The sequence below is a fragment of the Inquilinus sp. NPDC058860 genome (genome assembly GCF_042743185.1).
Taxonomy (GTDB): domain Bacteria; phylum Pseudomonadota; class Alphaproteobacteria; order DSM-16000; family Inquilinaceae; genus Inquilinus.
Genome location: NZ_JBHYMS010000005.1, coordinates 1 through 26442, shown reverse-complemented (window position 1 = coordinate 26442; position 26442 = coordinate 1). Strand labels below are relative to the sequence as shown.

Annotated in this window: 27 protein-coding genes; 13 read left to right on the top strand and 14 right to left on the bottom strand. The window is 70.0% G+C overall.

Annotated elements, in window-relative coordinates; translation table 11 throughout:
* Positions 1 to 81: 81 nt before the first annotated feature.
* Complete coding sequence (locus ACFW16_RS04985) at positions 82 to 1659, bottom strand: DegQ family serine endoprotease (RefSeq protein WP_380302467.1); 1578 nt, start codon at positions 1657 to 1659, stop codon at positions 82 to 84.
* 429 nt (positions 1660 to 2088) lie between these two features.
* On the opposite strand from ACFW16_RS04985, the gene ACFW16_RS04980 reads away from it, so the two are divergent.
* A complete protein-coding gene (locus ACFW16_RS04980) occupies positions 2089 to 2244 on the top strand; it encodes a hypothetical protein (protein WP_380302465.1) in 156 nt (51 codons plus the stop codon).
* 34 nt (positions 2245 to 2278) lie between these two features.
* On the opposite strand, the gene ACFW16_RS04975 is transcribed toward ACFW16_RS04980, so the two are convergent.
* Both ACFW16_RS04975 and ACFW16_RS04970 read right to left on the bottom strand, forming a co-directional pair.
* Positions 2279 to 2773, bottom strand: a complete 495-nt coding sequence (locus tag ACFW16_RS04975; protein ID WP_380302463.1) for a hypothetical protein — start codon at positions 2771 to 2773, stop codon at positions 2279 to 2281.
* 384 nt (positions 2774 to 3157) lie between these two features.
* Entirely contained in the window at positions 3158 to 5668 is a 2511-nt protein-coding gene (locus ACFW16_RS04970; protein WP_380302462.1) for an FAD-dependent oxidoreductase, read from the bottom strand.
* A gap of 198 nt (positions 5669 to 5866) precedes the next feature.
* On the opposite strand from ACFW16_RS04970, the gene ACFW16_RS04965 reads away from it, so the two are divergent.
* Positions 5867 to 6853, top strand: a complete 987-nt coding sequence (locus ACFW16_RS04965) for a D-2-hydroxyacid dehydrogenase (RefSeq protein WP_380302460.1) — start codon at positions 5867 to 5869, stop codon at positions 6851 to 6853.
* Between the two features lie 246 nt (positions 6854 to 7099).
* Here the strand turns inward: ACFW16_RS04965 and ACFW16_RS04960 are convergent, their stop codons facing one another.
* Positions 7100 to 7783, bottom strand: coding sequence for a hypothetical protein (locus ACFW16_RS04960; protein WP_380302458.1), 684 nt, complete (start codon positions 7781 to 7783; stop codon positions 7100 to 7102).
* Between the two features lie 210 nt (positions 7784 to 7993).
* Between ACFW16_RS04960 and ACFW16_RS04955 the strand changes: the two genes are divergently transcribed.
* On the top strand, positions 7994 to 8980 hold the full coding sequence (locus ACFW16_RS04955) for an aldo/keto reductase (protein ID WP_380302457.1): 987 nt from the start codon (positions 7994 to 7996) through the stop codon (positions 8978 to 8980).
* Between the two features lie 10 nt (positions 8981 to 8990).
* On the opposite strand, the gene ACFW16_RS04950 is transcribed toward ACFW16_RS04955, so the two are convergent.
* Both ACFW16_RS04950 and ACFW16_RS04945 read right to left on the bottom strand, forming a co-directional pair.
* Complete coding sequence (locus tag ACFW16_RS04950; RefSeq protein WP_380302744.1) at positions 8991 to 10169, bottom strand: aminotransferase; 1179 nt, start codon at positions 10167 to 10169, stop codon at positions 8991 to 8993.
* Positions 10170 to 10269: 100 nt separating this feature from the next.
* A complete protein-coding gene (locus ACFW16_RS04945; protein ID WP_380302455.1) occupies positions 10270 to 10683 on the bottom strand; it encodes a winged helix-turn-helix transcriptional regulator in 414 nt (137 codons plus the stop codon).
* Between the two features lie 90 nt (positions 10684 to 10773).
* On the opposite strand from ACFW16_RS04945, the gene ACFW16_RS04940 reads away from it, so the two are divergent.
* Positions 10774 to 11415, top strand: a complete 642-nt coding sequence (locus tag ACFW16_RS04940; RefSeq protein WP_380302453.1) for a flavodoxin family protein — start codon at positions 10774 to 10776, stop codon at positions 11413 to 11415.
* Positions 11416 to 11516: 101 nt separating this feature from the next.
* Positions 11517 to 12728, top strand: a complete 1212-nt coding sequence (locus tag ACFW16_RS04935; protein ID WP_380302451.1) for a lytic murein transglycosylase — start codon at positions 11517 to 11519, stop codon at positions 12726 to 12728.
* A 193-nt stretch (positions 12729 to 12921) separates the two neighbouring features.
* On the opposite strand, the gene ACFW16_RS04930 is transcribed toward ACFW16_RS04935, so the two are convergent.
* Entirely contained in the window at positions 12922 to 13233 is a 312-nt protein-coding gene (locus ACFW16_RS04930; protein WP_380302449.1) for a DUF736 domain-containing protein, read from the bottom strand.
* A gap of 374 nt (positions 13234 to 13607) precedes the next feature.
* On the opposite strand from ACFW16_RS04930, the gene ACFW16_RS04925 reads away from it, so the two are divergent.
* The 3 genes from ACFW16_RS04925 to ACFW16_RS04915 all read left to right on the top strand — a co-directional run bounded on the left by ACFW16_RS04925 (position 13608) and on the right by ACFW16_RS04915 (position 16187).
* Positions 13608 to 14252: a response regulator transcription factor gene (locus ACFW16_RS04925; protein ID WP_380302447.1), complete on the top strand. Its 645-nt coding sequence runs from the start codon at positions 13608 to 13610 to the stop codon at positions 14250 to 14252.
* Positions 14253 to 14346: 94 nt separating this feature from the next.
* Complete coding sequence (locus ACFW16_RS04920; RefSeq protein WP_380302445.1) at positions 14347 to 14901, top strand: hypothetical protein; 555 nt, start codon at positions 14347 to 14349, stop codon at positions 14899 to 14901.
* Complete coding sequence (locus tag ACFW16_RS04915) at positions 14898 to 16187, top strand: sensor histidine kinase (protein ID WP_380302443.1); 1290 nt, start codon at positions 14898 to 14900, stop codon at positions 16185 to 16187. Before ACFW16_RS04920 ends, ACFW16_RS04915 begins: the two co-directional genes overlap by 4 nt.
* Here the strand turns inward: ACFW16_RS04915 and ACFW16_RS04910 are convergent.
* The 3 genes from ACFW16_RS04910 to ACFW16_RS04900 form a co-directional block, all read right to left on the bottom strand.
* Positions 16179 to 16742, bottom strand: coding sequence for a GNAT family N-acetyltransferase (locus tag ACFW16_RS04910; protein ID WP_380302441.1), 564 nt, complete (start codon positions 16740 to 16742; stop codon positions 16179 to 16181). The genes ACFW16_RS04915 and ACFW16_RS04910 overlap by 9 nt on opposite strands.
* A gap of 78 nt (positions 16743 to 16820) precedes the next feature.
* The gene (locus tag ACFW16_RS04905) at positions 16821 to 17915 is read right to left on the bottom strand and encodes an ABC transporter ATP-binding protein (protein WP_380302439.1); all 1095 of its coding nucleotides are present in this window, start codon (positions 17913 to 17915) and stop codon (positions 16821 to 16823) included.
* Positions 17916 to 18072: 157 nt separating this feature from the next.
* Complete coding sequence (locus ACFW16_RS04900; protein WP_380302438.1) at positions 18073 to 19221, bottom strand: trans-sulfuration enzyme family protein; 1149 nt, start codon at positions 19219 to 19221, stop codon at positions 18073 to 18075.
* Positions 19222 to 19310: 89 nt separating this feature from the next.
* Here ACFW16_RS04900 and ACFW16_RS04895 point away from each other — a divergent pair, with 89 nt between their 5' ends.
* The 5 genes from ACFW16_RS04895 (at position 19311) to cysW (ending at position 23595) form a co-directional block, all read left to right on the top strand.
* Positions 19311 to 19508: a DUF3553 domain-containing protein gene (locus ACFW16_RS04895; protein WP_380302436.1), complete on the top strand. Its 198-nt coding sequence runs from the start codon at positions 19311 to 19313 to the stop codon at positions 19506 to 19508.
* 260 nt (positions 19509 to 19768) lie between these two features.
* Positions 19769 to 20830: a sulfate/molybdate ABC transporter ATP-binding protein gene (locus ACFW16_RS04890; protein WP_380302434.1), complete on the top strand. Its 1062-nt coding sequence runs from the start codon at positions 19769 to 19771 to the stop codon at positions 20828 to 20830.
* Between the two features lie 18 nt (positions 20831 to 20848).
* On the top strand, positions 20849 to 21844 hold the full coding sequence (locus tag ACFW16_RS04885; protein WP_380302432.1) for a sulfate ABC transporter substrate-binding protein: 996 nt from the start codon (positions 20849 to 20851) through the stop codon (positions 21842 to 21844).
* Between the two features lie 13 nt (positions 21845 to 21857).
* Positions 21858 to 22712: a sulfate ABC transporter permease subunit CysT gene (gene cysT, locus ACFW16_RS04880; RefSeq protein ID WP_380302430.1), complete on the top strand. Its 855-nt coding sequence runs from the start codon at positions 21858 to 21860 to the stop codon at positions 22710 to 22712.
* Positions 22696 to 23595, top strand: a complete 900-nt coding sequence (gene cysW, locus ACFW16_RS04875) for a sulfate ABC transporter permease subunit CysW (protein WP_380302428.1) — start codon at positions 22696 to 22698, stop codon at positions 23593 to 23595. The genes cysT and cysW overlap by 17 nt, the downstream gene beginning before the upstream one ends.
* A 97-nt stretch (positions 23596 to 23692) precedes the next feature.
* Here cysW and ACFW16_RS04870 read toward each other — a convergent pair whose 3' ends face one another.
* From ACFW16_RS04870 to ACFW16_RS04855, 4 genes are all read right to left on the bottom strand, one after another.
* Positions 23693 to 23992, bottom strand: coding sequence for a putative quinol monooxygenase (locus ACFW16_RS04870; protein WP_380302426.1), 300 nt, complete (start codon positions 23990 to 23992; stop codon positions 23693 to 23695).
* A gap of 61 nt (positions 23993 to 24053) precedes the next feature.
* Positions 24054 to 24593: a cytochrome b gene (locus ACFW16_RS04865; protein WP_380302424.1), complete on the bottom strand. Its 540-nt coding sequence runs from the start codon at positions 24591 to 24593 to the stop codon at positions 24054 to 24056.
* The gene (locus tag ACFW16_RS04860) at positions 24590 to 25693 is read right to left on the bottom strand and encodes a catalase family peroxidase (RefSeq protein WP_380302422.1); all 1104 of its coding nucleotides are present in this window, start codon (positions 25691 to 25693) and stop codon (positions 24590 to 24592) included. The genes ACFW16_RS04865 and ACFW16_RS04860 overlap by 4 nt, the downstream gene beginning before the upstream one ends.
* A gap of 93 nt (positions 25694 to 25786) precedes the next feature.
* The gene (locus ACFW16_RS04855) at positions 25787 to 26281 is read right to left on the bottom strand and encodes a RidA family protein (protein WP_380302743.1); all 495 of its coding nucleotides are present in this window, start codon (positions 26279 to 26281) and stop codon (positions 25787 to 25789) included.
* Positions 26282 to 26442: the final 161 nt, after the last annotated feature.

Genomic DNA, 26442 nt, shown 5'->3' with positions numbered 1-26442 from the left:
GATGAAGGCAAAAAAAGCGGGCGCCGGAAAGGGGAATCCGGCGCCCGAAGTCGAGGGGAAGAACGAAGAGGGTTGTGCCGATCAGGCCTTCGGCAGCTTCAGCGCGACGAAGCGCTGATCGCCCTGGTGGTTGATCAGCAGCATCACGGCGTTGCGGTCCGCCTCCTTGGCCGCCTTTACCTGCCTGGCGACCTCGGACGGGGTCTTCACCGCCTCGCTGCCGACCCGGACGATGACGTCGCCGGGGCCGACGCCGGTCTCGCGCGCCGGACCGTCGTCGCGGATGCCGGTGACGAGCACGCCCTCGACCTCGTCCGGCACGCTGAATTCGCGGCGCACCTTCGGCGTCAGGGCCGAGAGCGACAGGCCGAGCTGGTCGTCGACCGCCGGGCCGTTCTCCTCGGCGCTGGCGACCTTGTCCTGCGAGGCCGGCAGCTTGGCGATCTCGACCGAAACGGTCTCGGTCTTGCCGTTGCGCAGCACCTCGACCGGCACGGTCTTGCCGGCGGTGGTGTCGGCGACCAGGCGGGGCAGATCCGACAGCTGGCTCACCGGCTTGCCGTCATAGGAGGTGATCACGTCGCCCTGGTGCAGGCCGGCCTTCAACGCGGGGCTGTCGTCCTGGACGTCGGCGACGAGGGCGCCGCGGGCCTTGTCGAGGCCGAGCGCCTCGGCCATCTCCGGCGTCACCTGCTGGATCTGCACGCCGAGCCAGCCGCGCTGGACGCTGCCGTGCTCGCGGATCTGGGCGATCACGGTCTTGGCCAGGTTCGACGGGATGGCGAAGCCGATGCCGACCGAGCCGCCCGAGGGCGAATAGATCGCGCTGTTGATGCCGATCACCTTGCCGCTGGTGTCGAAGCTGGGGCCGCCCGAGTTGCCGCGGTTGATCGGCGCGTCGATCTGCAGGAAGTCGTCGAACGGGCCGGAATGCAGGTCGCGGCCGCGGGCCGAGACGATGCCCGCCGTGACGCTGCCGCCGAGGCCGAACGGGTTGCCGACGGCCACGACCCAGTCGCCGACCTGGGCGGCGTCGCTGTCGCCCCACTCGACCGCGGTCAGCTTCTTGTCGGTGTCGACCTTGAGCAGGGCGAGGTCCGTCTTCTCGTCGGTGCCCACGACCTTGGCCGGGATCACGGTGCCGTCATTGAGGGTGACCGAGATGTTGTCGGCGTCCTTCACCACGTGGTTGTTGGTGACGATGTAGCCGGCCGGGTCGATGATGAAGCCGGAGCCGGCGCCATGGATCACCTGGTCGCTCTCTCCGCCACCGCCACCGCGCGGGCCGCGGCGGCCGGGCTGCTGCTCGTCGAAGAAGCGCTTGAAGAACTCGTCGAAGGGCGAGCCGGGCGGGAACTGGCGCATCCGGCCGCCGCCCTCATCCTCGTCGGCCATCTGCGAGGCCGACGGACGCTCGGTGGTCGAGACATTGACCACGGCCGGCGTCACCTGGCGCACCAGGCCGGCGAAGGAGCCGGGGGCGGCCGGAACGATCGAGGTCTGGGGCTCGGTCTGGTTCTGCGCCACCGCCGGATGGTCGAAGGTCAGGACAGCCCCGACCGGCACGCCGATCAAGGCCGTGCCGAGCAGCAGCGCCGCCGTCATCCGGCGGAGGCCGGTCCGAGGGCCGCGATCGTCGGAACCGAAGGGGGTCTTCATCTGCATCATCTCCACCACTGTCCAAAGCGCCAGGCCGCGATCGGTCGGCGTGTGATGCACAAGATGGGATGCCGGCGTTTAACCCCCTGTTTCGACGCCATTAATTCGATTTAATAATGATGGCTGGCGGATCGCCCGACAGGCTTTCGGATTCTTTCCCGAACCTTAACGAAAAGTATGTTGCCGGTCCCGGACCCATGGCGCAAAACCAAAGCATGGTTCCAGTCGATGCCCGGCAGAGCACATCCGCTTCTCGCCAGAATCCGGCCACCAGCCTCCGGGTGCGCCCCTAGCATCGGGCAGGCCGGCGACTGGGAACCGAAACGGTTCTTCTTTGAGCCGATCGACCCCATATATCGGATTGTCGGCCGATTCAGTCAGAGGCCGATCCCGATGCTCACCGAACCACGGTGGCGTAAGAGAGATGTCATGGTGACAGCATTCCTGGTCGTCTGGGCCGTGATCGGCCCCTCCGTCGGCCTTGCCATCGGCGCCTGGTGGTGCAGCCGCGAGCGGGAGGAGCCGGACCGGCTCGGTTCCCGCCGCGCAGTGCCGTCCACCGAACGATCACTGGGGTGGCGCTGAGCGGCCCCCGCGTGCTGGCGCCGCGCCGCAGCCGTCAGATGATGGTCAGGATCGACTGAAGCTCGGCCGGATCGATCTCGGGCTGCGGATCCCCCCAATGCGCCGGCGTCTCGTCCGAGATCTGGCTGAGGACGTGCACGCGGACATCGGGGCAGCCGTCGATCCGCTGCTGCACGGCGGCGTCGGCCGGCCAGACGGTGGCGACCAGCATCAGCACATAGGCGAGGTCGTCGGTGGCGTCGGAGAGCGGCAGCAGCAGGGTCCGCTTGCGGACGCTGTCGAGCCCGTCGGACAGCGCGAATTCGGCGTAGAGCGGCCGTTCCGAGAGCTGGACCGACATCAGCGCCCGGCGCATCGCATCATGCCGTTCGCCAGCGCACAGCTCCTCCAGCGGCCGCCCGGGCAGGCTGCGGTCCGAAGGCAGCCCCGCGCCCTGGGCGTCCAGAGCGAAGCGGAACGTTCCCTCGCACGGCATCCAGGCCCACAGCAGGATCGGCGGAGGCAGCCGGCTCAGGCTGGCGAAAATCATGTCGTCGCACGCCGGAAGACGCCCCTTCGCCGCGAGCTGCGCCCATATCCGGTAGACCGTCCGAAGCTGCCGGTCCGCAATCGCCTCGTCGAACGCCACGCTAACCATCCCCCCACAGGAAGCTCGCCGCACACGCGAGAAAACTTTGCGCTCACATCCTCAACTATGCATCCCCCAATTGGAGGATGACATTGAAAGTTTTGATACAAGCGACGGCGATTCGTCGAGACCGTCACTGCGGCGCAACGGGATGATGCCGGCGCCGGGTGTTCCACGCGGCTCTTCCGGGTTTGGGTGAAACAGCTTTGTCATGAACCCCGGCTCTGCGGCGCATCTTCCATGCGGCCGCAAAGCCGGGAGAGGGGGGAAGCGATCAGCGGGTCGTCAGGCCCGCAGCCTTTCGTTGTTCGGATCGAAAGGCGATTCCTCGATCACCACGGCGCGGTGCGGCTTGCCGAGGATGCTGACGTCCAGCTCGGTGCCGATCTCGCCGAGATCCGGCCGGACCATGGCCAGCGCCAGCGACTTGCCGAGGCGCCAGCCATAGCCGCCCGAGGTGCAGCGGCCGACCAGGTCGCCGCCCTTGGTGATCGGCTCGTTGCCGCGGGCGTCGGCATCGCCGACATCCAGTACCTCCAGGGTGACGAAGCGGTTCTTGAAGCCGCGCTCGCGCCAGGCCACCAGCGCGTCGCGGCCGATGAAGTCGCCCTTGTTCGGATGGACGAACCGATCGAGCCCCGATTCCAGCGCCGAATACTCGATCGACAGCTCGCGCGGGATCAGACGGTAGGATTTCTCCAGCCGCAGCGAGTCCATCGTCCGGATACCGAAGGGCTTGAGGTCGAACTCGCGGCCGGCGTCCATCAGCAGGTCGAAGATGGTGTTCTGCATCTCGATCGGGTGATGCAGCTCCCACCCCAGCTCGCCGACGAAGTTGACGCGCAGCGCCTGGGCCTGGGCGATGCCGACATTGATCGGCTTGCCCGACAGCCAGGGGAAGGCGGCGTTGGACAGGTCGGTGTCGGTGACCTTCTGCAGCAGGTCGCGGGAGCGCGGGCCGGCCAGCACGAAGACGCCGGTCTGGGTGGTGATCTTCTGCAGCTCGACCGAGCCGTCGCGCGGCCGCAGCTTCTGCAGCGTGTCCCAGTCATGCCGCTCGAAGGCGCCGGCGCCGACCAGATAGTACCGGTTCGGCGCCTCGCAGTAGATCGTGAACTCCGACCGCACGCCGCCGTTCTTCGACAGCAGGTGGGCCAGGGTCATGCGGCCCGGCTTCTTCGGCACCCGGTTGGCGACGATGCCGTCCAGCCAGGCGGCCGCGCCCGGCCCGCCGACCGTGTATTTGGCGAAGGCCGACATGTCGAGCAGGCCGACGGTCTCGTGCACGTGCCGGGCCTCGCGGCCGACGAACTCGAAATAGTTGGAGCGGCGGAAGCTCCACTTCTCGCGGATCGGCTCGCCCGGCACCACCGGCGGGTGGTTCTCGTTGACCAGCGTGTCGGGCTTGTTCAGCTCCGCCTCGCTCAGGCCGTAGCCCTCGGGCGCGAACCAGTTCGGCCGCTCCCAGCCATAGACCGTGCCGAACACGGCGCCGAGCGCCTTCATCCGGTCGTAGCAGGGCGCGCGCTTCAGCGGCCGGGCCTCCGCCCGCTCCTCGTCCGGGTAGTGGACGGTGAAGACGTTGCGGTAGGCCTCCTCGTTCTTGGCCTTGAGATAGCCGCGCGAGGCGTAGGGGCCGAAGCGGCGCGGGTCGACGCCCATCATGTCGATCGACGGCTCGCCCTCGACGATCCATTCGGCCAGCTGCCAGCCGGCGCCGCCGGCGGCGGTGACGCCGAAGCTGTGGCCCTCGTTCAGCCAGAAGTTCTTCAAACCCCAGGCCGGGCCGATGATCGGGCTGCCGTCCGGGGTGTAGGCGATGGCGCCGTTGTAGACCTTCTTGACCCCGACCTCGCCGAAGGCTGGCACGCGGGCGATCGCGGTCTCGATATGCGGCGCGATCCGCTCCAGATCCTCCTGGAACAGCTCGTATTCCGACTGCTCGTCCGGGCCGTCGACATAGCAGACGGGCGCGCCCGGCTCATACGGGCCGAGGATGAAGCCGCCGGCCTCCTCGCGCAGATACCAGGAGCTGTCGGCCTCGCGCAGCACGCCCATCTCCGGCAGGCCCTGGCGCTGCCGCTCCTGCACCAGCGGGTGCGGCTCGGTGACGATGTACTGGTGCTCGACCGGGATCACCGGGATGTCGAGCCCGACCATGGCGCCGGTCCGGCGGGCGAAGTTGCCCGAGGCCGAGACCACGTGCTCGCAGGTGATGTCGCCCTTGTCGGTCTTCACCAGCCATTCGCCGGACGGGGTCTGCTCGATCCCGAGGACGGTGGTGAAGCGATGGATCTCCGCCCCCATGGCGCGGGCGCCTTTGGCGAAGGCCTGGGTCAGGTCGGCCGGCTGGATGTAGCCGTCATCCGGATGCTGGATCGCGCCGATGATGCCGTCGGTCTCGCACAGCGGCCAGACCTCCTTGACCTGGGCCGGGGTCAGGACGTTGACCTTGATCCCGATCGTGTCGGCCACGCCCTTGTAGTACATGAACTCGTCCCAGCGGTCCTTGGTCCGCGCCAGGCGGATGTTGGAGACCTGGCGGAAGCCGACATGCTGGCCGGTCTCGGCCTCGAGCGCGTTGTAGAGCTTGACCGAGTGTTTGTGGATCTGCCCGACCGAGTAGCTCATGTTGAACAGCGGCAAGAGGCCGGCGGCATGCCAGGTCGAGCCGGAGGTCAGCTCCTTGCGCTCGATCAGGACGACATCCGTCCAGCCCTTCTTGGCCAGGTGATAGAGCGTGCCCACGCCCACCACGCCGCCGCCGATCACCACCACGCGCGCTGTCGACTTCATCTTCGAACCGCTCCCTGCGGGCCCATACGGCCATCCTGAGACGAGTGTCCGGGCGGGGCCGGTTCCGGGCTAACCCAGCCGCGACCTGTGATGTCGCAGGCCCGCCAAACGCCCGTCGGGCACCGCTCATGTCGCAATCGGACTGGCCGCCCGCGCCGGGATCGGCATGCTGGCGTCGAGATTCCTGCGAGGCCGATTATGCCACTGCCGCCCACACCGAAGATCGTCTTCCTCGACCGCGAGACCCTGGCGCCGGCGATCCGCCTGCGCCCGCCCGCCTTCCCGCATCGCTGGGAGGAGCACCAGAGGACCGCGCCGGAGCAGGTGCCGGAGCGGCTGCGCGGTGCGAGCGTCGCCGTGATCAACAAGGTCCAGCTGCGCGAGCCGGTGCTGGCGCAGCTGCCGGATCTCCGCCTGATCGCGGTCGCCGCCACCGGCACGGATTGCGTCGACACCGCCTGGTGCGACCGGCACGGCGTCGCCGTCTGCAACATCCGCGGCTACGCCGTGCACACGGTGCCGGAACATGTCTTCACCCTGATCCTGGCGCTGCGCCGGTCGCTGCTGCCCTATCGCCGCTCGGTCGAGGCGGGGCGCTGGCAGGAGGCGAAGCAGTTCTGCTTCTTCGACCATCCGATCCTGGACCTGCACGGCGCCCGGCTGGGGCTGATCGGCGGCGGGTCGCTGGGCAGCGCCGTCGCCAAGATCGGCCGGGCCTTCGGCATGGACGTGGTCTTCGCCGGCCGCAAGGGCGATGCCGCCCCGGCCGATGGCCGCCTCGCGTTCGACGAGGTGATCGCGACCAGCGACGTGATCTCGCTGCACTGCCCGCTGCGGCCCGAGACGCGCGGCCTGATCGGCGCCGCGGAGTTCGCCCGGATGAAGCCGGAGGCGCTGCTGATCAACACGGCGCGGGGCGGGCTGGTCGACGAGGCGGCGCTGACCGAGGCGCTGCGGGCCGGCCGCATCGGCGGCGCCGGCTTCGACGTGGCGATGCCGGAGCCGCCGCCGGCCGACGCGCCGCTGATGAAGCTGCTGGACCTGCCGAACTTCATCCTGACCCCGCATGTCGCCTGGGCCGCGCGCGGCGCCATGCAGGCCCTGGCCGACCAGCTGATCGACCTGATCGATGCCTTCCAGCAGGGCCGGCCGTTCAACCTGGTGGCGGGCGCGCCGAAGGGCTGAGACGGGCTGCCCTGAGGCGGAGGCGTGTTGCCTCTCGCGCGAGCGGGGCCGTTTCGGATTTCGATCACTTGAGCTGACGCGCGCTTTCCACTCTCCCCCTCCCCTCGCCGGAGGGGGAGAGTGGAAAGCCGGGCAGGCCAATGCATTCGTAGGTTGGGTTCGCGGCAGGCGAACCCAACAGCGGCTCCGCGGCGGGATGTTGGGTTCGCCATGCGAACCCAACCTACGCGTTCGAGCCGACCCTGCTCAGCCGCTGTCGGGCCCGGATGGCCTCGACGGGGGTCGGCTGCCGACGGGAGCATCCGCCGGGCGAAACCAGCCCTCCGCGGGCGCATCTTCGGCGGTCTCCGCCCTCGTCCTGCCGGGCGCCTCTGCCGTCCCGGCGATGGCCGCGGCGATCGCGGTCCGGTCGGGCGGGATGCCGAGGGCACGGCACAGGCTGCGGATCAGGGCCTCGATCGGCAGGGCCCTGTCGGCTCTGTCGAAACGGCCGGCATGGTCGCCGGCCAGCCGGTCCCAGAGATCGGCGGTCAACTGTTCGCGCGTCTCGATATCGGGGGGCGTGGTGCCGGCGGTCGCGGCTGCGATGGAACCTGTGACGCCCTGGGCGACGCGGCGGCGGCGGTCGGCCGCCCGGGCCAGCTGGTCGTCCCGGTCCTGCTCGGCGGCGTGCCGGGCCTCGTCCCGCTGCTGGCGCAGCCGGGCCTTCAGCGCGATGGCGCGGCGGATGCCGAGAAAGAGGCGGCTGAAACGGGCTTCGGCCTTGCAGGCACGGTCGAGGTCACCGGCCTGCAGGGCGGCGAGGGCCTCGGCCTGGAACGCCCGGGCCATCGCCATGCTGAGCTCGATCAGGCCGGACAGGATCGCGTCCTCGTCCGGGAGCGGCGGGGCGGTGGGCGCAGTCTCGGTCCTGGTGTCGGCATCGGCCATCCCGGGATTAGAACATAACAGGAACATTCGAGTCAAGAGAATGCATGCCGATCTCGAACCTCCGGCGGGGTTGGCGGCGGCGCCGTCCGCGAGTCACACTGGCGGCGAACGGCCCGCATGGTGCGTCGCGCCCCTGCCCCACCGGCCGCTCCCACAGATCGCGCCGCCCCGGCGGCGGCTTCAGACCAGCCTGATCGGAAGGACCGACGCATGACCACACCCAGCATCGCGCATCGCCGGCTCGGCGGCCTCAGGGTCTCCGCCATCGGGCTTGGGCTGATGCCGCTTTCGGGCGTCTACGGCGCCGCCGACGACGCGGCCTCGGAGGAGCTGATCCGCCGCGCCATCGACCTCGGCGTCGACCATCTCGACAGCGCCGACATGTATGGCTGGGGCCACAATGAGGAGCTGCTGGGCCGCGCCATCAAAGGCCGGCGCGACCGCGTCGTCCTGGTCACCAAATTCGGCCAGATCCGGCGCGAGGGTGGCCCGAACGGCGTCAACGGCCGGCCGGACTACGTGGTCCAGGCCTGCGAGGCCAGCCTGCGGCGGCTGGGCGTCGACGTCATCGACCTGTACTACCAGCACCGGGTCGACCCGGCGGTGCCGATCGAGGACACGGTCGGCGCCATGGCCCGGCTGGTCGAACAGGGCAAGGTCCGCCATCTCGGCCTGTCCGAGGCCGGGGCGGAGACCATCCGCCGGGCCCATGCCGTGCATCCGATCGCGGCGGTGCAGACCGAATACTCGCTGCTGTACCGCGCCGAGGCGGAGGCGACGCGGGCGGTCACCCGGGCGCTCGGCATCGGCTTCGTCGGCTATTCCCCGCTCGGCCGCGGCTTCCTGGCCGGCGCGATCCGGGATCTCTCCCAGATCGACGGCCGCCGGGCCGCCCATCCGCGCTTCCAGCCCGAGAACTTCGCCCACAACCGCGGGCTGGTCGACCGGTTCGAGGCGCTGGCGGCGGAGAAGGGCTGCAAGCCGTCGCAGCTCGCCCTCGCCTGGGTGCTGGCCCAGGGCGACGACGTGGCGGCGATCCCCGGCACCCGGTCGATCGCGCGGCTGGAGGAGAATCTCGGTGCGCTGCAGGTGACGCTGACGGCGGACGACCTGGCCCGCCTGGACGCCGCCATTCCGCCCGGCGCCGCGGCCGGCACGCGCTATCCGGCCGCCGGGATGACGTCGGTCCAGATCTGAGGCGCCCCGGTCACGACGCCCGGCGCCAGCCCTCCCCGCCTTCGCGCCAGGCGGCGAGGCGGGCGACCGCCGCCTCCAGCGTCTCCTGCCGCTTGGCGAAGCAGAAGCGGATCAGGCGGCGCATGTCGCGGCCGGCATAGAAGGTGCTGACCGGCACCGCGGCGACGCCGGACTGCCGCAGCAGCGCGTCGCAGAAGGCGATGTCGTCCCCGACCGGGTCGAGTGCCGCGATGTCGACGCAGAGGAAATAGGTCGAGGGGCAGTCCAGCACCTCGAAGCCGGCGTCGCGCAGGCCGGCGGCCAGCAGGTCGCGGCGCTGCTGCAGCGTCGCCCGCAGCCCGTCATAGTAGCCGTCGCCGAGCCGCAGCCCCTGCGCCACCGCCGCCTGCAGCGCCGGCGGGGTGGTGAAGGTGAGGAACTGGTGGGCCCGGGCCACCGGGGCCAGCAGGTCGGCATCGCCCATGACGTAGCCGACCTTCCAGCCGGTGACCGAGAAGGTCTTGCCGGCCGAGCCGATGCGCAGGCAGCGGCCCCGCGCCTGCGGCAGCGCCATCAGCGGCAGGTGGCGGCGGCCGTCGAAGGTCAGGTGCTCGTACACCTCGTCGCAGATCGCGACCAGGCCGTGCCGGTCCAGGAGGCCGGCGATGAAGGCCAGCTCGTCGCGGTCGAAGATCTTGCCGCAGGGGTTCATCGGCGTGTTCAGCACGATCATCCGGGTGCGCGGCGTGATCGCGTCGGCCAGCTCCTGCCGCGGCAGGTCCCAGCCCGGCGGCTGCAGCCGCACCGGCACCGGCACGCCGCCGGCGCGGCGGATCATGGTGCCGTAGCAGTCATAGGCCGGCTGGAAGACGATCACCTCGTCGCCCGGGTTGAGCAGGCCGAGGAAGCAGTCGCCGATCGCCTCGGTGGCGCCGGAGGTGACCAGCACCTCCCGCTCCCAGTCCAGATCGAGGTCCCAGAAGCGCTTGGCATGCTCCGCCACCGCCTGGCGCAGCGCCGGCACGCCGAGCATCGGCGGGTATTGGTGCGGGCCGGAGCGCAGGGCGGCGATCGCGGCCTCGACCAGCTCCGGCGGCTCCAGCGCCTCCGGGAAGCCCTGGCCGAGATTGATCGCGCCCAGCTCCGCCGCCAGGCGGGACATGGCTTCGAAGACGGAGGTGCCGCAGTCGCGGAAGATCGTGTTGACCATGATCGGCGACGTAATCACGCGACCGATCCGTGCGTCCAGAAGATTCTCCAGATCCTCTGACGATCAGATCATCATATACAGATTTTCGCGGCTATACCTCTTACAGATCGCGCTCCCGGGCATCGAACGCCTCCCGCGCGGCGTCCAGCGCCGGGAAGTTGCGCTCGGCCCAGCGGTCCAGGGCCGTGAGGGTCTCGCTGAGGGATTCGCCGAGCGGGCTGAGCCGGTATTCGACGCAGGGTCGGGCGGTGTGGAAGTCCTGGCGCAGGACCAGGCCGTTGCGCTCCAGGTCGCGCAGGGTCTGGGCCAGCATCTTCTGCGAGATGCCGCCGATCCGGCACAGCAGCTCGGCGTTGCGCGTCGGCCCGTCGGCCAGGGCGGAGAGGATCAGCACCGACCATTTCGACGCGACCAGCGCCAGCGCATGGCGGGCCGAGCAGGTCTCGTCGAAGACGTCCGGTGCGGCGGGCGGCGCGGAAGCAAGGGCGGGTTCGGGCCGGTCCGGAGGCGCCATGGTTACCTCGAGGTGCGTAATTGCGGGCCGCAGGCCCATTCCCGATAGATGGAACCGTATCGCGGATTGCAAGCCTCGTGAGGAGACGTGATGAAGACCCTCATCCTCAGTTCCAGCCCCCGGCGCGAGGGGAATTCCGCCGTCCTCGCCGGCGCCGTTGCGGCCGGCCTGGCCGAGGCCGGACATGTCGCCGAGACGGTCCATCTGGCCGACGCGGTCGGCGCCTTCCTGCGCGACTGCCGGCAGTGCCGTCGGCCCGACGGCGGCTGCGCCATCGACGACGGGTACCGATCCCTGTTCCTCGACCGGTTCCTCGCCGCCGACGGACTGGTCGTGGCCACGCCGATCTACTGGTACGGCATGTCGGCCCAGCTCAAGGCGTTCTTCGACCGGATGTTCTGCTACGTCGCCGCCTCCTACCCCGAATCCGAGACGGTGAAGGCGCGGATGACCGGCAAGCGGGTCGGCCTCGTGCTCAGCTCCGAGGAGGCCTATCCCGCGGTCGCCGCCGCGATCGTGCACCAGATCCAGGAATACAGCCGCTACACCCGGTCGCGATTCGTCGGGGTGGTGCACGGCTACGGCAATGCCCGGGGCGAGGTGCGGCGCGACCCGCTGGACCCGCTGGCCGAGGCCCGGCGGCTGGGGCGCGGCTTCTTCGACCGCTACGCCTCGGACTACCTGATCGACACCGACCGTCCCGGCCGGGTCTGGCCCGAGGCGGCAGCCTGAACAGGCCGCCGCCGCGCGGGTTGTGCGCACCGCCCGGATGGGACAGGATCGCGCCGCGCCGCACCGAGGCGCGGGTTCCATCGCGTGAAGGAAGGGTACAGATGACGTCTCGCCTGTTCGGATCCGGCCGGAATGTCGGGGCGGCGCTGCTCGGCCTCCTGCCGCTCCTGGCCGCCGGCCCGGCCCTGGCCGATTTCGGGTCCTGCGTCGCCGGCCTGGCCGAGTCCGCGGTGAAGGCCGGGGTCGACCGCGATGTCGCCGCCCGCGCCTTCGACGGGCTGACCCAGCCGGACGACAAGGTGCTGCGCTTCTCGCAGGCCCAGCCGGAATTCGTGACGCCGATCTGGGACTATCTCGCCTTCCTGGTCGACGACCAGCGCATCGCCGACGGGCGGGCGATGATGTCGAAATACGGCCGCGTGCTGCAGCAGGCGGAACAGCGCTATGGCGTCGACCGCACCGTGATCGCCGCGGTCTGGGGCGTCGAGAGCGACTACGGCAAGGAGCGCGGCAACTATTTCCTGCCGCACGCCCTGGCCACGCTGGTCTGCGCCGGCGAGCGGCGCACCGATTTCTGGCGCGGCGAGCTGATGGCGGCGCTGAAGCTGGTCAGCGCCGGCGACCTGCGGCTGGACGAGCTCACCGGCTCCTGGGCCGGCGCCTTCGGCCAGACCCAGTTCATCCCCTCGACCTATCAGCGCCTGGCGGTCGATTTCGACGGCGACGGCCGGCGCGACCTGGTCAATTCGATCGCCGACGCGCTCGGCTCCACCGCCAACTACCTGAAGCGGTCCGGCTGGCAGCAGGGCCAGCCCTGGATGATCGAGGTCAAGGTGCCGGCCGGCTACAACGGCCCGACCGGGCGCAAGGACAAGGACCCGCTGTCGGCCTGGGCCCGGCGCGGCGTGGTCCGGGCCGACGGGGCGCCGCTGTCCGGCAACGCCCAGGCCGGCCTGCTGCTGCCGGCCGGGCCGCAGGGGCCGGGCTTCCTGGTGTTCCGCAACTTCGACGCGATCTATTCCTACAACGCCGCGGAATCCTACGCGCTCGCCATCTCCCACCTCGCCGACCGGCTGGCCGGCGGGCCGGCGCTGCGCACGCCGTGGCCGACCGACGACCCCGGCCTGTCGCGGGCCCAGCGCCTGCGGCTGCAGCAGCTGCTGCTGGCCCAGGGCTACGACATCGGCGGCCAGGCGGACGGCAAGATCGGCCCGGCCACCCGGGCCGCGATCTCGGCGGCGGAGCAGCGCCTCGGCCTGCCGCAGACCGGCCGGGCCGGGCTCAAGGTCTATCGCGCATTGGGCGGGCAGTAGAGACCGTTTGATAACGCTACTGGCGTGGCCGTCTGATGGCGGTTTCTGCGCTTCCGGTGCTCACGGACTCAAACGTCCGCTGCGCGCCGGTTCTCGAAACCACCACCAGCCGACTCACGCCAGCGCGTTCTCAAGCGGTCTCCAAGGACAAGCACGACGGGCAATCAGGGGCCGGCGCGGCGCCGGCCCGCCTTCAGTGCGACCAGAACAGGTCGAACCGATCGCCGTCCTGGTCCGATTGGCACAGCGTCGCATGGATCGGCCGGGAGACGTGCGGATCGCGGATCTGCACGTTGTAGGAGACCGGCTGCTCCTCCCGCCGGCAGGCCCAGGCACCGCCGATCTCGTTCTCGCCCGAATAGACCAGGAGGTCGGGCGCCTTCGGGCTGTCCGCCGCCCGCGGGTTCGGGACCAGCCGGATCCGATCCTGGAACAGCAGCGTCCTGACCGGCCCCTCGATGATGTCGCGGTTGCGGTAGAGCGTGCCTATGCCGATCGTGGTCATGACGGGTCCTCGGTGACGGAGGTGCGTGCCGTCGCGGCCCGGACCGCGAGGCGTTCCGTCCGACCCCTGCCATATGGCGGCCCGCACAAGATGCCACAAAGGAACTCTGCCGGCGCATCAAGGTTCCAGTTGACAAAAGATGTCTCGTTTTTTAGTAAATTTTCCATCCGCGCTACACTTCCACAAACGACAACATGCGGAATCACGACCGTGATCGATTTATCACTTCAGGCCTGATTCCGAAGCCAAAGAAAGGGGGGACATCACCCCTTTTTCGCCAGCGAGATCAATGGCATTCGAGACGAATCCTGGCCTAGCGCGCGGTGGACAGCCGGACTACGATCCTCGGGGACCCCATCGTGGAAGATGTCATCATGACGGCTGGCGATCAGACCTCACGCGCGCTGGTGATCGAGGACCAGGATCTGATGCGGCTGGCCCTGATCAACGAGTTGAAGGCAGCCCTGCGGGACTGCATCGTCCAGGGCGCCGCGACCTGGGAGATCGCCGCCGGCCTGCTGCGGGAGCACAGCTTCGACCTGGTGATCATCGACCCGGGCCTGCCCGGCTTCGACCCGACCTCGCCGCAGCACCGGCTGGCCGTGGTCAAGGCGGTGGTCGACGCCTCGCCCGACGCGCTGCACATCGTCGTCACGGGGTCGGACAGCGTCGAGGAGGGCGAGGCCTGCCGGATGCTCGGCGCCAACGCCTATGTCGGCAAGACCGGCCTCGACCGGGACAAGCTCTCCAGCATCATCGACGAGATCTCGGACACCCGCTTCTCGCTGTCGCTGTCCGCGGTCAAGACGGTGACGCCGGAATTCTACTATTCCGGCCTGACCCCCCGGGAGCAGGAGATCATCGATTTCATGCGGAACCGGCCGAAAGGGGTCAAACGCAAGGAGATCTACGAGAAGATGGGCGACCGGTTCGGCATCGACCCCTACACGGTCGAGAAATACTACAAGCAGGCGCGCGCCAAGCTGCTGAAGAACGGGCTGTTCCCGAAAGGCGCCTGAGGATGACCGCTCCGCCCGCCCGCCTTTCTTCCCCTGCCCGGCCTGTCGCGGCCGGGGCTGCCGGGCTGCCCCGGCACCGTCCGCGGCCACGCTGATGCTTCGTGCCCTCCGCATGGCGCTGCCCGCCGCCATGCTGGCCATGGCCTGCGGCGCGGTCGCGGCCCCGGTGGGCTACGAGGACCCCCATATCCTCCGGATCGAGAGCTCTCCCGGCCAGGCGATCGCGTCCTACACGCCGGAGCAGATCAAGGCCGCCTTCCCGCAGCGGGTGATCGAGACCGGAACGCCGTGGAGCGAGGCTGGGGAGACCATCCGCTACCGCGGCCCGGACCTGAAGGAGGTGCTGGCGCGGAGCGGGCTGGGCGACGCCGGCAGCATCGAGGTCTTCGCCTACGACGATTTCATCACCACCCTCCGGATGGAGGAGATCAAGCAGTACGACCCGATCCTCGCCATCGAACGCGGCTGCACGGCGACCGACCACAAGAACGGGCGGTGCGCGGACGGCCAGGATTACAGGCCGCTGGACCTGGCGGATTCCGGGCCGTACTCGATCATCTGGCCGCTCGACCAGCTGCCCAAATCCAACACCGCCGGACGAAACGCCATCTGGGTCTGGTTCGTCGTCGCCCTGCGGCCCGGCTCATGAGGGCGCTGCGGCGATGGCTGGACATCGTGCCCTATGTCGCGCTGGCCGTCGCCATCCTGCTCGGCTCCTGGTCGTTCATGCAGTCGGAGCACTATCGCGAGGAGACCGACATCCTCCTCATGCAGTCCTACGAGGTGCAGTGGCGGGGATCCCAGATCCGCGAGCGCCTGGCCAACATCGTCGGGCTGCTGCGGCTGTCGATGGCGACGGGGGACCGGCAGCCGCAGCTGGCGCAGGAGGTCGGCCTGCTGCAGTTCAACATGGTGGCGCTGCGCAACCTGCAATACATCGACCACTTCCTCGAGCCGCAGGACTTTTCCCGGCTCGACCGCAGCATCCAGACCATCCGCACCCGGATTCTGCCGAATCTCGGCGCGTCGGCGAACGACCAGGAGACGCTGGCCCTGCTGGCCGACATCCAGCAGGACATGTTCCAGGTCTCGGGCACGACCGGCGCCCACAGCCGCACCCTGAACGAGACCGCGCATATCGCCGAGAGCGCCCTGCGCAACACGGCGATCTTCGTCATGGCGCTGGCCGCCGTGATCGTGGTCGGGGTGATCATCCACCAGCAGTCGATGATGGCGCGGCGGAAGGACCAGCAGATCCGCTCCTTCGCCTCGCTCTTCGCGCATATGACGCGCTCCCGGGTCGCGGCGCTGGCCCTGTTCATCAAGGGGCTGCGCGACGGCCAGACCCCCGATCCGGAGATGGTCGCCGCCGCCTCGCGCGCGGCGGCGGAGCTGGACAGCATCAACAACGGCCTGCTGAAGATCGCCTATTCGGCAAAGCCGACGGGCAGCGTGGCGCTGCAGAGCATCCTGGACGCCCTGTCCCAGGATCACGCGGGCCGGATCCAGTTCGACGTTCCCGAGGAGGCACGGGCGGCGCTGGTGGCGTCGCCGCAGTTCCATCTGATCCTCGACGAGCTGGTCCGCAACGCCAAGCAGGCCGTCGTCGCGGCCGGGAAGCCTGAGTCGCCCGTCGTCCTGCGCGCCCGGCTGACGCGGCGTTTCCCCCTCGGACGCCGCCTGCTTCTCGAGGTGATCGACGAGGGCCTCGGCATGTCGCCGGCGGTCCGGGCGAAGGCGGCGGAGCCGTTCTTCTCGATGCGGGCCGGCAGCCATGTCGGCCTCGGCCTGACCGGCTGCGCCGAGATGGTGAAGGCCCTCGGCGGCCGCTTCCGGATCGACTCCGCGGAAGGCCGCGGCACCTCGGTGCGGATCCTCTACCCGCTTCGCCGCAGGGCCGGGACGGCCGAGCAGGCCGGCCCGGCGTCAGCCTGACGGCCGCCGGCTCCACTCCTCCCGCAGCATGGCGAAGATCAGCTCGTCGCCCCAGACGCCGTTGAACCGGTCGTTCTGGATCAGATGCGCCTCCTGGCGCATGCCGAGCCGCCTGAGGACGTTGACCGACCCGGTGTTCAGCGCGTCGCAGCGGGCGAAGATGCGGTGGAAGTCGAACCGGCCGAAGCCGAGGCCCAGCACCGCCCGCGCCGCCTCGGTGGCATAGCCGCGGCCGGCCGCCTCCGGCGCGAAGGTGTAGCCGATCTCGGCCTGCCGGGCCTCCCGGCTGACCCATTTCAGCACCACATCGCCGAGCAGGGCGCGGGTCTCGCGGGCCTCCACCGCCAGCACCAGCTCGTCGCCCTCGCCCTCGAACTTCAGCGCGCCGAACCGCTCCAGCGCCGCCCGCGACTGCTCCGGCGTTCGCGGGTCGCGGTACAGGTAGCGGGCAACCTCCGGCAGGCGGTGATAGCCGTGGAACGCCTCGAAATCCTCCGGCACGAAGCGGCGGAGGATCAGTCTCTCGGTCTCGACCGGCACGATCGGGTCCGGCATGCGGCGTCCCTGGATGATTCGACGGGAATGATCCGTCCTACAACCGGAACGGCCGGACACCCAATAATTTCGAGCAAGTCACGCGGTCAGCGCCCGGCAGTCGGCGGCGGACCAGCCGACCGTCACCGCCTCGCCCGGCGCCAGGGCCGGCCGGCCGTCGGCATTCGGCAGCTTGAGCACGAAGTCGTCACGGCCCAGCAGCGACAGCCGGGCGCGGGTGTGGTCGCCATGGAAGATCAGCTCCTCGATCCGGGCCGGGAAGCGGTTCGGCCCGACCCCGTCGCCGGGCGACAGCCGCACCCGCTCCGGCCGGATCGACAGGGTGGCGCGGGCGCCCTGCCCGGCCGCGCCCACCGGCGTCGCCAGCACCGAGAAGCCGCCGTCGACCGCCACCGTGCACTGCCCGCCCGCCAGGGCCTCGACGGTTCCGGCCAGCCTGTTGTTCTCGCCGATGAACTGGGCGACGAAGGCGGTTTCGGGCCGGTCGTACAGGTCGTCCGGCGCCGCCAGCTGGTCGATCGCGCCCTCGTGGAACACGGCGATGCGGTCGGACATGGTCAGCGCCTCGCCCTGGTCGTGGGTGACATAGACCACGGTGACGCCGAGCGAACGGTGCAGATGCTTGATCTCGAGCTGCATGTGCTCGCGCAGCTGCTTGTCGAGCGCGCCCAAAGGCTCGTCCATCAGCACCAGCCGCGGCCCGAACACCAGGGCCCGGGCCAGCGCCACGCGCTGCTGCTGCCCGCCCGAGAGCTGGGCCGGGCGGCGGCCGCCGAAGCCGGCCAGCTTGACCATGTCGAGCGCGCGCTCGACCCGCGCCGCGGCATCCGCGCCGCCGACGCCGCGGACCTTGAGCGGGAAGGCCACGTTCTCGCGCACCGTCATGTGCGGGAACAGGGCGTAGTTCTGGAACACCATGCCGATGTCGCGCCGCCAGGGCGGCAGCGCGTCGATCGCCTTGCCCTCGAGCAGGATACGGCCGCGGGTCGGCGTCTCGAAGCCCGCCAGCATCATCAGCGTCGTGGTCTTGCCCGAGCCCGAAGGACCAAGCAGGGTCAGGAACTCGCCCTGCCGGATGGCGAGGTCCAGCCCCCGCACCACCAGCGTCTCGCCGTCATAGGTCTTGGCCACGTCGACGAATTCGACGAAGGCCCCTGCATCCCTGTCCGCCATGCCGTCCCTGTCTGTTCTGTTCTGCTTTTCAGCGCCACTATCCCACGACTGTCATTGCCGGGCTTGACCCGGCAATCCAGAAGATGTCGACAGTCTCTGGATGCCCGGGTCAAGCCCGGGCATGACAATAAGGGGAATCCCAGTCGGTACCGTCGCCCTATTCCTCCGCCAGCGCCTGCTCCAGATCCGCGATCAGGTCCTCGACCGCCTCGATGCCGATCGACAGGCGCAGCAGGTCGTCAGGCACGGTGCCGTCCTCCTTCTCGATCGTGGCGCGGTGCTCGATCAGGCTCTCGACCCCGCCGAGCGAGGTGGCGCGGATGAAGATGCGGACGCGGGAGACCGCGCGCAGCGCCGCGTCGCGGCCGCCGGCCAGGCGCAGCGACAGCATGCCGCCGAAGCCGCCCTCCATCTGCCGCGCCGCGACGGCATGGCCGGGAAAGCCCGGCAGGCCGGGGTAGCAGACCTGGGCCACCGCCGGATGGCCGTCGAAGCGCTCGGCGATGCGCTGGGCGCCGGCGCTGGCGGCGCGCACCCGCACGAACAGGGTGCGCATGCCGCGCAGCAGCAGCCAGGCCTCGAACGGCCCCAGCACCGGGCCGGCCAGGAAGCGGATGCGGCCGATGCGCTGCCACAGCGGGCCGTCGGCCGCCGTCACCACCGCGCCGGCGACGACGTCGGAATGGCCGTTCAGGTATTTGGTGGCGGAGTGCACGACGAGGTCGGCGCCATGGGCGATCGGCCGGCACAGCGCCGGCGAGGCCGAGGTGTTGTCGACCGCCAGCAAGGCCCCGGCGGCATGGGCGATGGCGGCGGCGGCCGCGATGTCGGTGACCGACCAGACCGGGTTGGCCGGGGTCTCGACATAGACCAGCCTGGTCACCCCAGGCCGGACCGCGGCGCGCAGGGCGTCGAGGTCGGCGGTGTCGACCAGGTCGCAGTCCAGTCCCCAGGGGATCAGCAGCTCGCGCAGCAGCTTGGCGGTGCCGAAATACATGTCGCGCGAGCAGACGACGTGATCGCCCGGCGCCAGCGCCTGGAACAGCGCCGCGATCGCCGCCATGCCGGAGGCGAACAGCATCGCCGCCGTGCCCCCCTCCAGCCGCGCCAGCAGCGCCTCGGCCTGCAGATAGGTGGGGTTGTCGTCGCGGCTGTAGCCGCGGCCGCCGACCTGGGCGTAGGCGGCGTCGCGGGCATAGGTCGAGGACGGGTGGATCGGCGGCACGATCGCGCCGGTGTCGCCGCAGAGATAGCCGTCGAGGCGGGCGGCGATGGTTTCGGGGCGGCAGGGCGGCCGATCGACCATGGGAACTCCGGAGTGCCTTCCGGGTGTAACTCCCCTGACGCGGCCCTGCAATCCGTGGCAACGTGGCGGGAGATCGCGGGAGCTTGCTGATGACGTTCGAGAACGGGTTCGGGATCGATCTGGGGCTGGCGCCCGGCATGTGGGTGCGGCATCCGGACCAGCCCGACTGGGGCCCCGGCCAGGTGCAGTCGGTGATCGGCAGCCGGATCACGGTGAACTTCGAGAACCGCGGCAAGGTGCTGATCGACGGCTCGGTGATCCGGCTGGAGCCGGCCGAGGAGGCGTAGCGGACCGCGTTTCCCTCCCCTTGTCATTGCCGGGCTTGACCCGGCAATCCAGGGGCCACCGAGAGCTGCTCTGGAAAGCCCCTGGATCCTCGGGTCAAGCCCGAGGATGACAGCAAGGGGCGGGCGGCGCCCCGTTACACAGTGATGGATTGTGCAATCCAACGGACCTATCCGCGCAGTGCCGGATTTTCCGCTGGCGCGCTTTCTACGCTCCGCTATGATGGAAGCCCTTTATTTACAGTAAAATGCAGGCAAAATCGATGCGGGTCGAGCTTCGCGGGATCGAGAAGCGGTTTCAGGAGTTCACCGCGCTGTCGGGGATCGGCCTCGACATCGAGGCGGGGCATCTCTGCGCCCTGCTCGGCCCCTCCGGCTCGGGCAAGACGACGCTGCTGCGCATCATCGCCGGGCTGGAGCATGCCGATGCCGGCAGCCTGCGGATCGGCGGCACCGACATGTCGGCGGTCGATGTCCGCGACCGTCAGGTCGGCTTCGTGTTCCAGCACTACGCGCTGTTCCGGCACATGAGCGTGCTGGACAATATCGGCTTCGGCCTGAAGGTGCGGCCGCGCCAGACCCGGCCGGAGGCCGAGGCGATCCGCGCCCGCGCCAAGGAGCTGCTGGCCCTGGTGCAGCTGGAAAAATTCGGCGACCGCTACCCCGACCAGCTGTCCGGCGGCCAGCGCCAGCGCGTGGCGCTGGCCCGGGCGCTGGCGATCGAGCCGCGCATCCTGCTGCTGGACGAGCCCTTCGGCGCGCTCGACGCCCGGGTCCGGAAGGATCTGCGCCGCTGGCTGCGCGAGCTGCACCAGACGCTGAAGCTGACCACCGTCTTCGTCACCCACGACCAGGAGGAGGCGCTGGAGCTGGCCGACCAGGTGGTGGTGATGGACCACGGCCGGGTCGAGCAGATCGGCAGCCCGGGCGAGGTCTATGAGCGGCCGGCGACGCCCTTCGTCTACGAGTTCCTGGGCCAGGCCGTGCGCCTGCCCTGCCGCATCGGCCCGGACCGGGTCGATGTCGAGGGCGCGGTGCTGCCGCGGCCGGCGGGCTATGCCGGACCGGACGGCGCCGGCGAGATCTTCGTCCGGCCGCACGACCTGCTGCCGCAGGAGGCGCGCAGCGACGCTTTCCCGATCGCGGTCCGCAGCGTCAACGTCATCGGCCCGCTGGTGCGGGTCGAGGCGGTGACCCAACACGGCGCCATCCCGCTCGACCTGGAATGGCATCGGCGCCAGCTGGCGGCCCGCCTGCCCGCCGCGGGCGAGACGCTGCAGGTCGGCGCCGCCCAGTTCGGCCTGTTCCCCGCGCGCGCCGCCTGATCTCTCTTGGAGTTTCCGATGAAGCGTTCCTTCCTGGCGCTGGCCGTCGCGGGCGGCCTGTTCGGCGGTGCGGCTACGGCGCAGGCCCAGACCACCATCCTCAACGCCTCCTTCGATGTCGGCCGCGAGCTCTATGTCGACATCAACCCGGCCTTCCAGGCCTATTGGAAGGGCAAGTCCGGCCAGGATGTGACGGTCGAGCAGTCGCATGCCGGCACCTCGAAGCAGGCGCGGTCGATCCTGGAGGGGCTGCAGGCCGATGTCGTGACCTTCAACCAGGCGACCGACATCACGGCGCTGGAGAAGGGCGGCGCGGTCAAGCCGGGCTGGCAGTCGGCCTTCCCGAACGGCGCTTCGCCCTACTACTCCTTCCCCGCCTTCCTGGTGCGCCAGGGCAACCCGAAGGGGATCAAGGACTGGGGCGACCTGGCGCGCGACGACGTGCAGATCGTCTTCCCGAACCCGAAGACCTCCGGCAACGCCCGCTACACCTATCTCGCCGCCTATGCCTGGGCGCTGAAGGCGAATGGCGGCGACCAGGCGAAGGCGCAGGCCTTCGTCAAGACCGTGCTGTCGCATGTGCCGGTGTTCGACACCGGCGGCCGCGGCGCCACCACCACCTTCGTCGAGCGCGAGACCGGCGACGTGCTGATCACCTTCGAGGCCGAGACCCGCGGCATCCAGAAGGAATACGGCGACCGCGGCTTCGAGGTGGTGGTGCCGCCGAGCAGCCTGAAGGCCGATTTCCCGGTGGCGGTGGTCGACAAGGTCGCCGACGCCCGCGGCACGGCCGAGGTCGCCAAGGGCTATCTCGACTTCCTGTACCAGCCGGCGGCCCAGGAGATCCTCGCCGAGCATTTCTACCGCCCGACCCTGGCCGAGATCGCCGCTAAGCACCAATTCCCGGCGGTGACGCTGGCCACGGTCGACGAGGTGTTCGGCGGCTGGGACAAGGTGAATTCCGAGCATTTCGCCTCCGGCGGCATCCTCGACACCGTGTTCGTGAACCAGTGAGCCGCGGCGCCCGATGACCAGCGTCGCCCTCGCCGCCCCCCGTCCCGCCCGGCGCCGGGTTCTGCCCGGATTCCGGCTGACGCTGGGCTGCACGCTGGTCTACCTCGTGCTGATCGTGCTGCTGCCGCTGGGCGCCCTGGCGCTGAAGGCGGCCAGCCTGACGCCGGCCCAGTTCCTGGCCATCGTCACCTCGCCGCGAGCCCTCGCCAGCTATGAGGTCACGCTCGGCATGGCGCTGGCGGCGACCGTGTTCAACGGCGTGGTCGGGCTGCTGCTGGCCTGGGTGCTGGTGCGCTACCGCTTTCCCGGGCGGCGGCTCCTGGACGCCATCGTCGACCTGCCCTTCGCCCTGCCGACCGCGGTGGCCGGCATCGCCCTGACCGCGCTGTTCGCCCGGAACGGCTGGTTCGGCGCGCCGCTGGCGGCGATCGGCATCCCGGTCGCCTACACCCCGCTGGGCATCGCCGTGGCCATGGCCTTCACCAGCCTGCCCTTCGTGGTGCGCAGCGTGCAGCCGGTGCTGGAGGATCTGGACGAAGGTGTCGAGGAGGCGGCCCGCACCCTCGGGGCCGGCGACTGGCCGACCCTGCGCCATGTCGTATGGCCGGCGATCCTGCCCGCCTTCCTGGCCGGCTGCAGCCTGGCCTTCGCCCGCAGCCTGGGCGAATTCGGCGCCGTCATCTTCATCGCCGGCAACCGGCCGATGCAGACCGAGATCGCGGCGCTGCTGGTGTTCATCCGGCTCGAGGAATACGACTATGCCGCCGCCGCGGCGCTGGCGCTGACCATCCTGGCCGCCGCCTTCGTCCTGCTGCTCGCCACCAACCTCCTCCAGGCCCGGTTCCTGCGCCATGTCGATCGCCGTTGACCGCGCGCCGGTGGCGGCGCCCGCCTCCGTGGCCAGTTCCCGGCCGCGGCGGTCGCCCCGCATCGGCGAGGGGCGCTGGACCCGCCGCATCCTGATCGGCCTTGCCCTCCTGGCCGCGGCGCTGGTGCTGGTGGCGCCGATCGCGGTGATCTTCGCCCAGGCCTTCTCCGCCGGCCTCGCCGTCTTCGCCCGCAACATCGGCGAGCGCGAGACACTGCACGCCATCGGCCTGACCGTGACCACGGCGCTGATCGTGGTGCCTGTGAACACCGTGTTCGGCATCATGGCCGCCTGGGCGATCGCCAAGTTCCAGTTCCGCGGCCGGCGCCTGCTGACCACGCTGGTCGAGATCCCGTTCTCGGTGTCGCCGATCGTGGCCGGCGTCGTGTACCTGTTCCTGTACGGCGCCAACGGCCTGTTCGGCCCCTGGCTGCAGGACCACGGCATCCGCCTGATGTTCACCCCGGTGGCGATCGTGCTGGTCAGCCTGTTCGTGACCTCGCCCTATGTGGCGCGCGAGCTGATCCCGCTGATGCAGGCGCAGGGGCGCGACGAGGAGGAAGCGGCGGCGACTTTGGGCGCCAATGGCTGGCAGACCTTCTTCCGCGTCACCCTGCCGAACATCAAATGGGCGCTCCTGTACGGCGTGGTGCTGTGCAACGCCCGGGTGATGGGCGAGTTCGGCGCCGTTTCGGTCGTGTCCGGCCATATCCGCGGCCAGACCAACACGCTGCCGCTGCAGATCGAGCTGCTGTACAACGACTACAATGCCGTCGGGGCCTTCGCCGCCGCCTCGACCCTGACGCTGCTGGCCCTGGTGACGCTGGCGGCCAAGGCGCTGGTCGAGCGCCACAGCCGCCGCACGGGCCGGCCGGGGCACTGACGCCGGATCGGATCGCCGATGTAGGTTGGGTTCGCGAGAGCGAACCCAACATCGCGCAGACCGAGCCGTCGTTGGGTTCGCGTGCCGCGAACCCAACCTACGCCGGCGTCAGGACGTGGATGGCGCGGCCGGCGACCAGGTCCTTGGTGCGCTCGCCATAGGCCTTCATGTGCGGCGCGGCGGAATGCGCCTTCAGCGCCTCCGGGCTCTCCCACTTCTCGACCACCACGAAGCTGTCGTCGCCGAAGCGGTCGGGGCTGCCCTCGGCGTCCACCGCGGGCCCGTATTCGATGCAGCCCTGCTCGGCATGGACCTCCGGGACGATCTTGCGGAATTCCTCCAGCACGGCGGCGCGCTTGCCCGGCTTGGCGGTGATCAGGGCGATGACATGGATCACGTCGAGACTCCGTTATTTTGTCCGATCTTATCGCCCCGACCCGCCGGACCGCCAGCCTTCGCTACGGCCTTTTCCACGACGCCATGCTGGCGAAGACGCCGTCGCGATGGATCAGCGCATGCATCAGCGCCGCGCCGAGATGGGCCAGGATGGTCGCGAACAGCAGATAGGCGAGCAGCGTGTGCGCCGACCGCAGCGCGGCGTAGAGCGCCGCGTCGTGCGGCAGGATCGGCGGCAGGTGCAGCGGCCCGTACAGCACGATCGGATAGCCCGCCGCCGACAGCATGCCCCAGCCGATCAGCGGCATGGCCAGCATCAGGGCGTAGAGCACCAGATGGCTCGCCTTCGCCGCCAGCCTCTGCCAGGCCGGCAGGTGGCGCGGCAGCGGCGGCGGCGGGTTGAACAGTCGGTTGGCGATGCGGACCGCCACCAGCAGCAGGATCAGGATGCCGAGCGGCCTGTGGATCGACACCAGCAGCTGGTAGCGCTCGGACACGGTGGCGACCATGCCGATGCCGATGAACAGCATCGCCAGGATCAGCGCCGCCATCACCCAGTGCAGGAGCCGCGAGACCACGGTGAAGCGCGGTTCGCCGGTCATGATCCCTGCCCCGCATCGACCTGGACGGCGCTAGGCGATTTCGGCTCGCCGGCGCGGCGCCGGAAGGATTCGGCGTAGGCCGCCGACCGGGCGCTGAGCAGCGGGTCGTCGGACGGCTCGATGCCCGACGGCAGCACCAGCGGGTCGAAGTTGAGGTCGCGGCAATTGCCCGCCGCCTCGGCCTCGACCCGGTCGATGGTCAGGGTGCCGGCCTCGACGCGCTGCCGGTCCTCAGGCCAGGCGACCGTGGCGTCGACCGTCGGGTCCCCCGGCTGCCCGACGGTGACCACCAGCCGCCATGTCAGCGGTCCTCTGCCGACCTCGGCGGCCAAGGCGTCGAAGAGATAGTTCCTGTCGGTCGGGGCCGCGGTACCCGGAGCGACCGGGGGCCGGTCCGGCACCATCGCCCAGCGCACCGGGGTGGAGGTGCCGGCGGCGTCGACGAAGCGGAAGGCGTTGAGGCTGTTGTAGGCGGCGCCGGCGAAGCCGGAGACAGGGGGCTGCGCCTTGATCAGGGCCAGGGCCCGCGGCGTCTCGGGATGGGCGGCGAGGAACGCCTGCATCTTCGCCGGATCGGGCTTCTGGGTGGCCGGATCGGGCGCCGAGGCCATCAGCAGGTCATAGAAGCCCTGCGGCGTGTTGACCGGGAAGACCGGGATGTCGTTCATCCCCGTCCGCCACTCCTCGCCGTCCGGCAGCGTGAAGCGCAGGGCCATGCTGAGGACCGAGGCGGCGGAGTCGACGGCATCGGGCATGCCGCCGGCGAGAGCGAAGCGTCCGATCACCGGAACACGGCCGGGCGCGAAGACCACGGCCTTGGACAGCCGGGCGCCCTGGCCGTTGCTGTCGAACGAGCCGGCGATGCAGACGCCCTTGGAATGGTTCCGCCGGAACCCGGGATAGACTCCATTGTCCCGCTCGAAGGCGTCGATCACCCGGTCCTGGGTCAGCCGGCCGGGCGACAGCCAGCCGCCGGCATAGGCGAAGCCGCCCGCGGCGACCAGCAGCACGGCGCCGATCGCGCCGAACCGGACCAGCGTCGCGACAGGGCCCAGGGGCGGCGGCGCCTGCCCTGTCGACGATTCAGGATTTCCGGACACCATCCGCTCCTCGGCCGTTGCGATTCGGAGGATTGTCGCCGGACCGATGCGGACCGGCGGGGCCGCCATGGCAAGCCCCGCCTTTCCATTCGCCTATGGCCGCACGGCGGTTACCTCGATCTCGACCAGGTAGCCGGGATTGACCAGGGCGGCGACCTGCATGGCCGAGCGGGCCGGCAGGTTCGGCTGCGCCGCCGTGCCGTAGAACTGGCGGTAGCCCTCCATGAAGCCGGCGAAGTCCATCTTACCGTCCTTGGCCGGGTCGCCGACCAGGAAGACCTGCATCTTCACCACGTCACCCAGGCCGAGGCCGAGATCCTTCAGCGTCTTCTCGATCGATGTCAGCACCGCGATGGTCTGGGCCTTGGTGTCGCCATAGGCGGCAACCGTGTTCTTGGCCGCGTTCGGATCGGCCACCGGCGGCACCGCGCCGCTGACATAGACCGTGGTCTTGCCGGCCGGCACTTCCACCGCCCGGGCGATCGGGAAGTCCGAGTTCGGGATCTTGTGGCGGATCACGTCCTGCGCGGCGGCCTGGCCGATCGTCAGCAGCACCGCCAGGCCGACGGCGGTGGCCGTCTTTATCATCGTCACTCGTTCTCTCCCCTTGGTGAGTTGGTCGTAGGTTGGGTTCGCGGACGCGAACCCAACCTCGCGCAGCCCGAGCCGGTGTTGGGTTCGCAAGCGCGAACCCAACCAAACAACTGGCGTGAGTTTGGGGCGGCGGGCCCCAACAAGGGCGGCACCCG

Bases quoted from the DNA above. Each gene is read 5' to 3' on its own strand.
- ACFW16_RS04985 (WP_380302467.1), bottom strand. From the start codon at position 1,659: ATGAAGACCCCCTTCGGTTCCGACGATCGCGGCCCTCGGACCGGCCTC.
- ACFW16_RS04980 (WP_380302465.1), top strand. From the start codon at position 2,089: ATGGTGACAGCATTCCTGGTCGTCTGGGCCGTGATCGGCCCCTCCGTC.
- ACFW16_RS04975 (WP_380302463.1), bottom strand. From the start codon at position 2,773: ATGATTTTCGCCAGCCTGAGCCGGCTGCCTCCGCCGATCCTGCTGTGG.
- ACFW16_RS04970 (WP_380302462.1), bottom strand. From the start codon at position 5,668: ATGAAGTCGACAGCGCGCGTGGTGGTGATCGGCGGCGGCGTGGTGGGC.
- ACFW16_RS04965 (WP_380302460.1), top strand. From the start codon at position 5,867: ATGCCACTGCCGCCCACACCGAAGATCGTCTTCCTCGACCGCGAGACC.
- ACFW16_RS04960 (WP_380302458.1), bottom strand. From the start codon at position 7,783: ATGGCCGATGCCGACACCAGGACCGAGACTGCGCCCACCGCCCCGCCG.
- ACFW16_RS04955 (WP_380302457.1), top strand. From the start codon at position 7,994: ATGACCACACCCAGCATCGCGCATCGCCGGCTCGGCGGCCTCAGGGTC.
- ACFW16_RS04950 (WP_380302744.1), bottom strand. From the start codon at position 10,169: ATGGTCAACACGATCTTCCGCGACTGCGGCACCTCCGTCTTCGAAGCC.
- ACFW16_RS04945 (WP_380302455.1), bottom strand. From the start codon at position 10,683: ATGGCGCCTCCGGACCGGCCCGAACCCGCCCTTGCTTCCGCGCCGCCC.
- ACFW16_RS04940 (WP_380302453.1), top strand. From the start codon at position 10,774: ATGAAGACCCTCATCCTCAGTTCCAGCCCCCGGCGCGAGGGGAATTCC.
- ACFW16_RS04935 (WP_380302451.1), top strand. From the start codon at position 11,517: ATGACGTCTCGCCTGTTCGGATCCGGCCGGAATGTCGGGGCGGCGCTG.
- ACFW16_RS04930 (WP_380302449.1), bottom strand. From the start codon at position 13,233: ATGACCACGATCGGCATAGGCACGCTCTACCGCAACCGCGACATCATC.
- ACFW16_RS04925 (WP_380302447.1), top strand. From the start codon at position 13,608: ATGACGGCTGGCGATCAGACCTCACGCGCGCTGGTGATCGAGGACCAG.
- ACFW16_RS04920 (WP_380302445.1), top strand. From the start codon at position 14,347: ATGCTTCGTGCCCTCCGCATGGCGCTGCCCGCCGCCATGCTGGCCATG.
- ACFW16_RS04915 (WP_380302443.1), top strand. From the start codon at position 14,898: ATGAGGGCGCTGCGGCGATGGCTGGACATCGTGCCCTATGTCGCGCTG.
- ACFW16_RS04910 (WP_380302441.1), bottom strand. From the start codon at position 16,742: ATGCCGGACCCGATCGTGCCGGTCGAGACCGAGAGACTGATCCTCCGC.
- ACFW16_RS04905 (WP_380302439.1), bottom strand. From the start codon at position 17,915: ATGGCGGACAGGGATGCAGGGGCCTTCGTCGAATTCGTCGACGTGGCC.
- ACFW16_RS04900 (WP_380302438.1), bottom strand. From the start codon at position 19,221: ATGGTCGATCGGCCGCCCTGCCGCCCCGAAACCATCGCCGCCCGCCTC.
- ACFW16_RS04895 (WP_380302436.1), top strand. From the start codon at position 19,311: ATGACGTTCGAGAACGGGTTCGGGATCGATCTGGGGCTGGCGCCCGGC.
- ACFW16_RS04890 (WP_380302434.1), top strand. From the start codon at position 19,769: ATGCGGGTCGAGCTTCGCGGGATCGAGAAGCGGTTTCAGGAGTTCACC.
- ACFW16_RS04885 (WP_380302432.1), top strand. From the start codon at position 20,849: ATGAAGCGTTCCTTCCTGGCGCTGGCCGTCGCGGGCGGCCTGTTCGGC.
- cysT (WP_380302430.1), top strand. From the start codon at position 21,858: ATGACCAGCGTCGCCCTCGCCGCCCCCCGTCCCGCCCGGCGCCGGGTT.
- cysW (WP_380302428.1), top strand. From the start codon at position 22,696: ATGTCGATCGCCGTTGACCGCGCGCCGGTGGCGGCGCCCGCCTCCGTG.
- ACFW16_RS04865 (WP_380302424.1), bottom strand. From the start codon at position 24,593: ATGACCGGCGAACCGCGCTTCACCGTGGTCTCGCGGCTCCTGCACTGG.
- ACFW16_RS04855 (WP_380302743.1), bottom strand. From the start codon at position 26,281: ATGATAAAGACGGCCACCGCCGTCGGCCTGGCGGTGCTGCTGACGATC.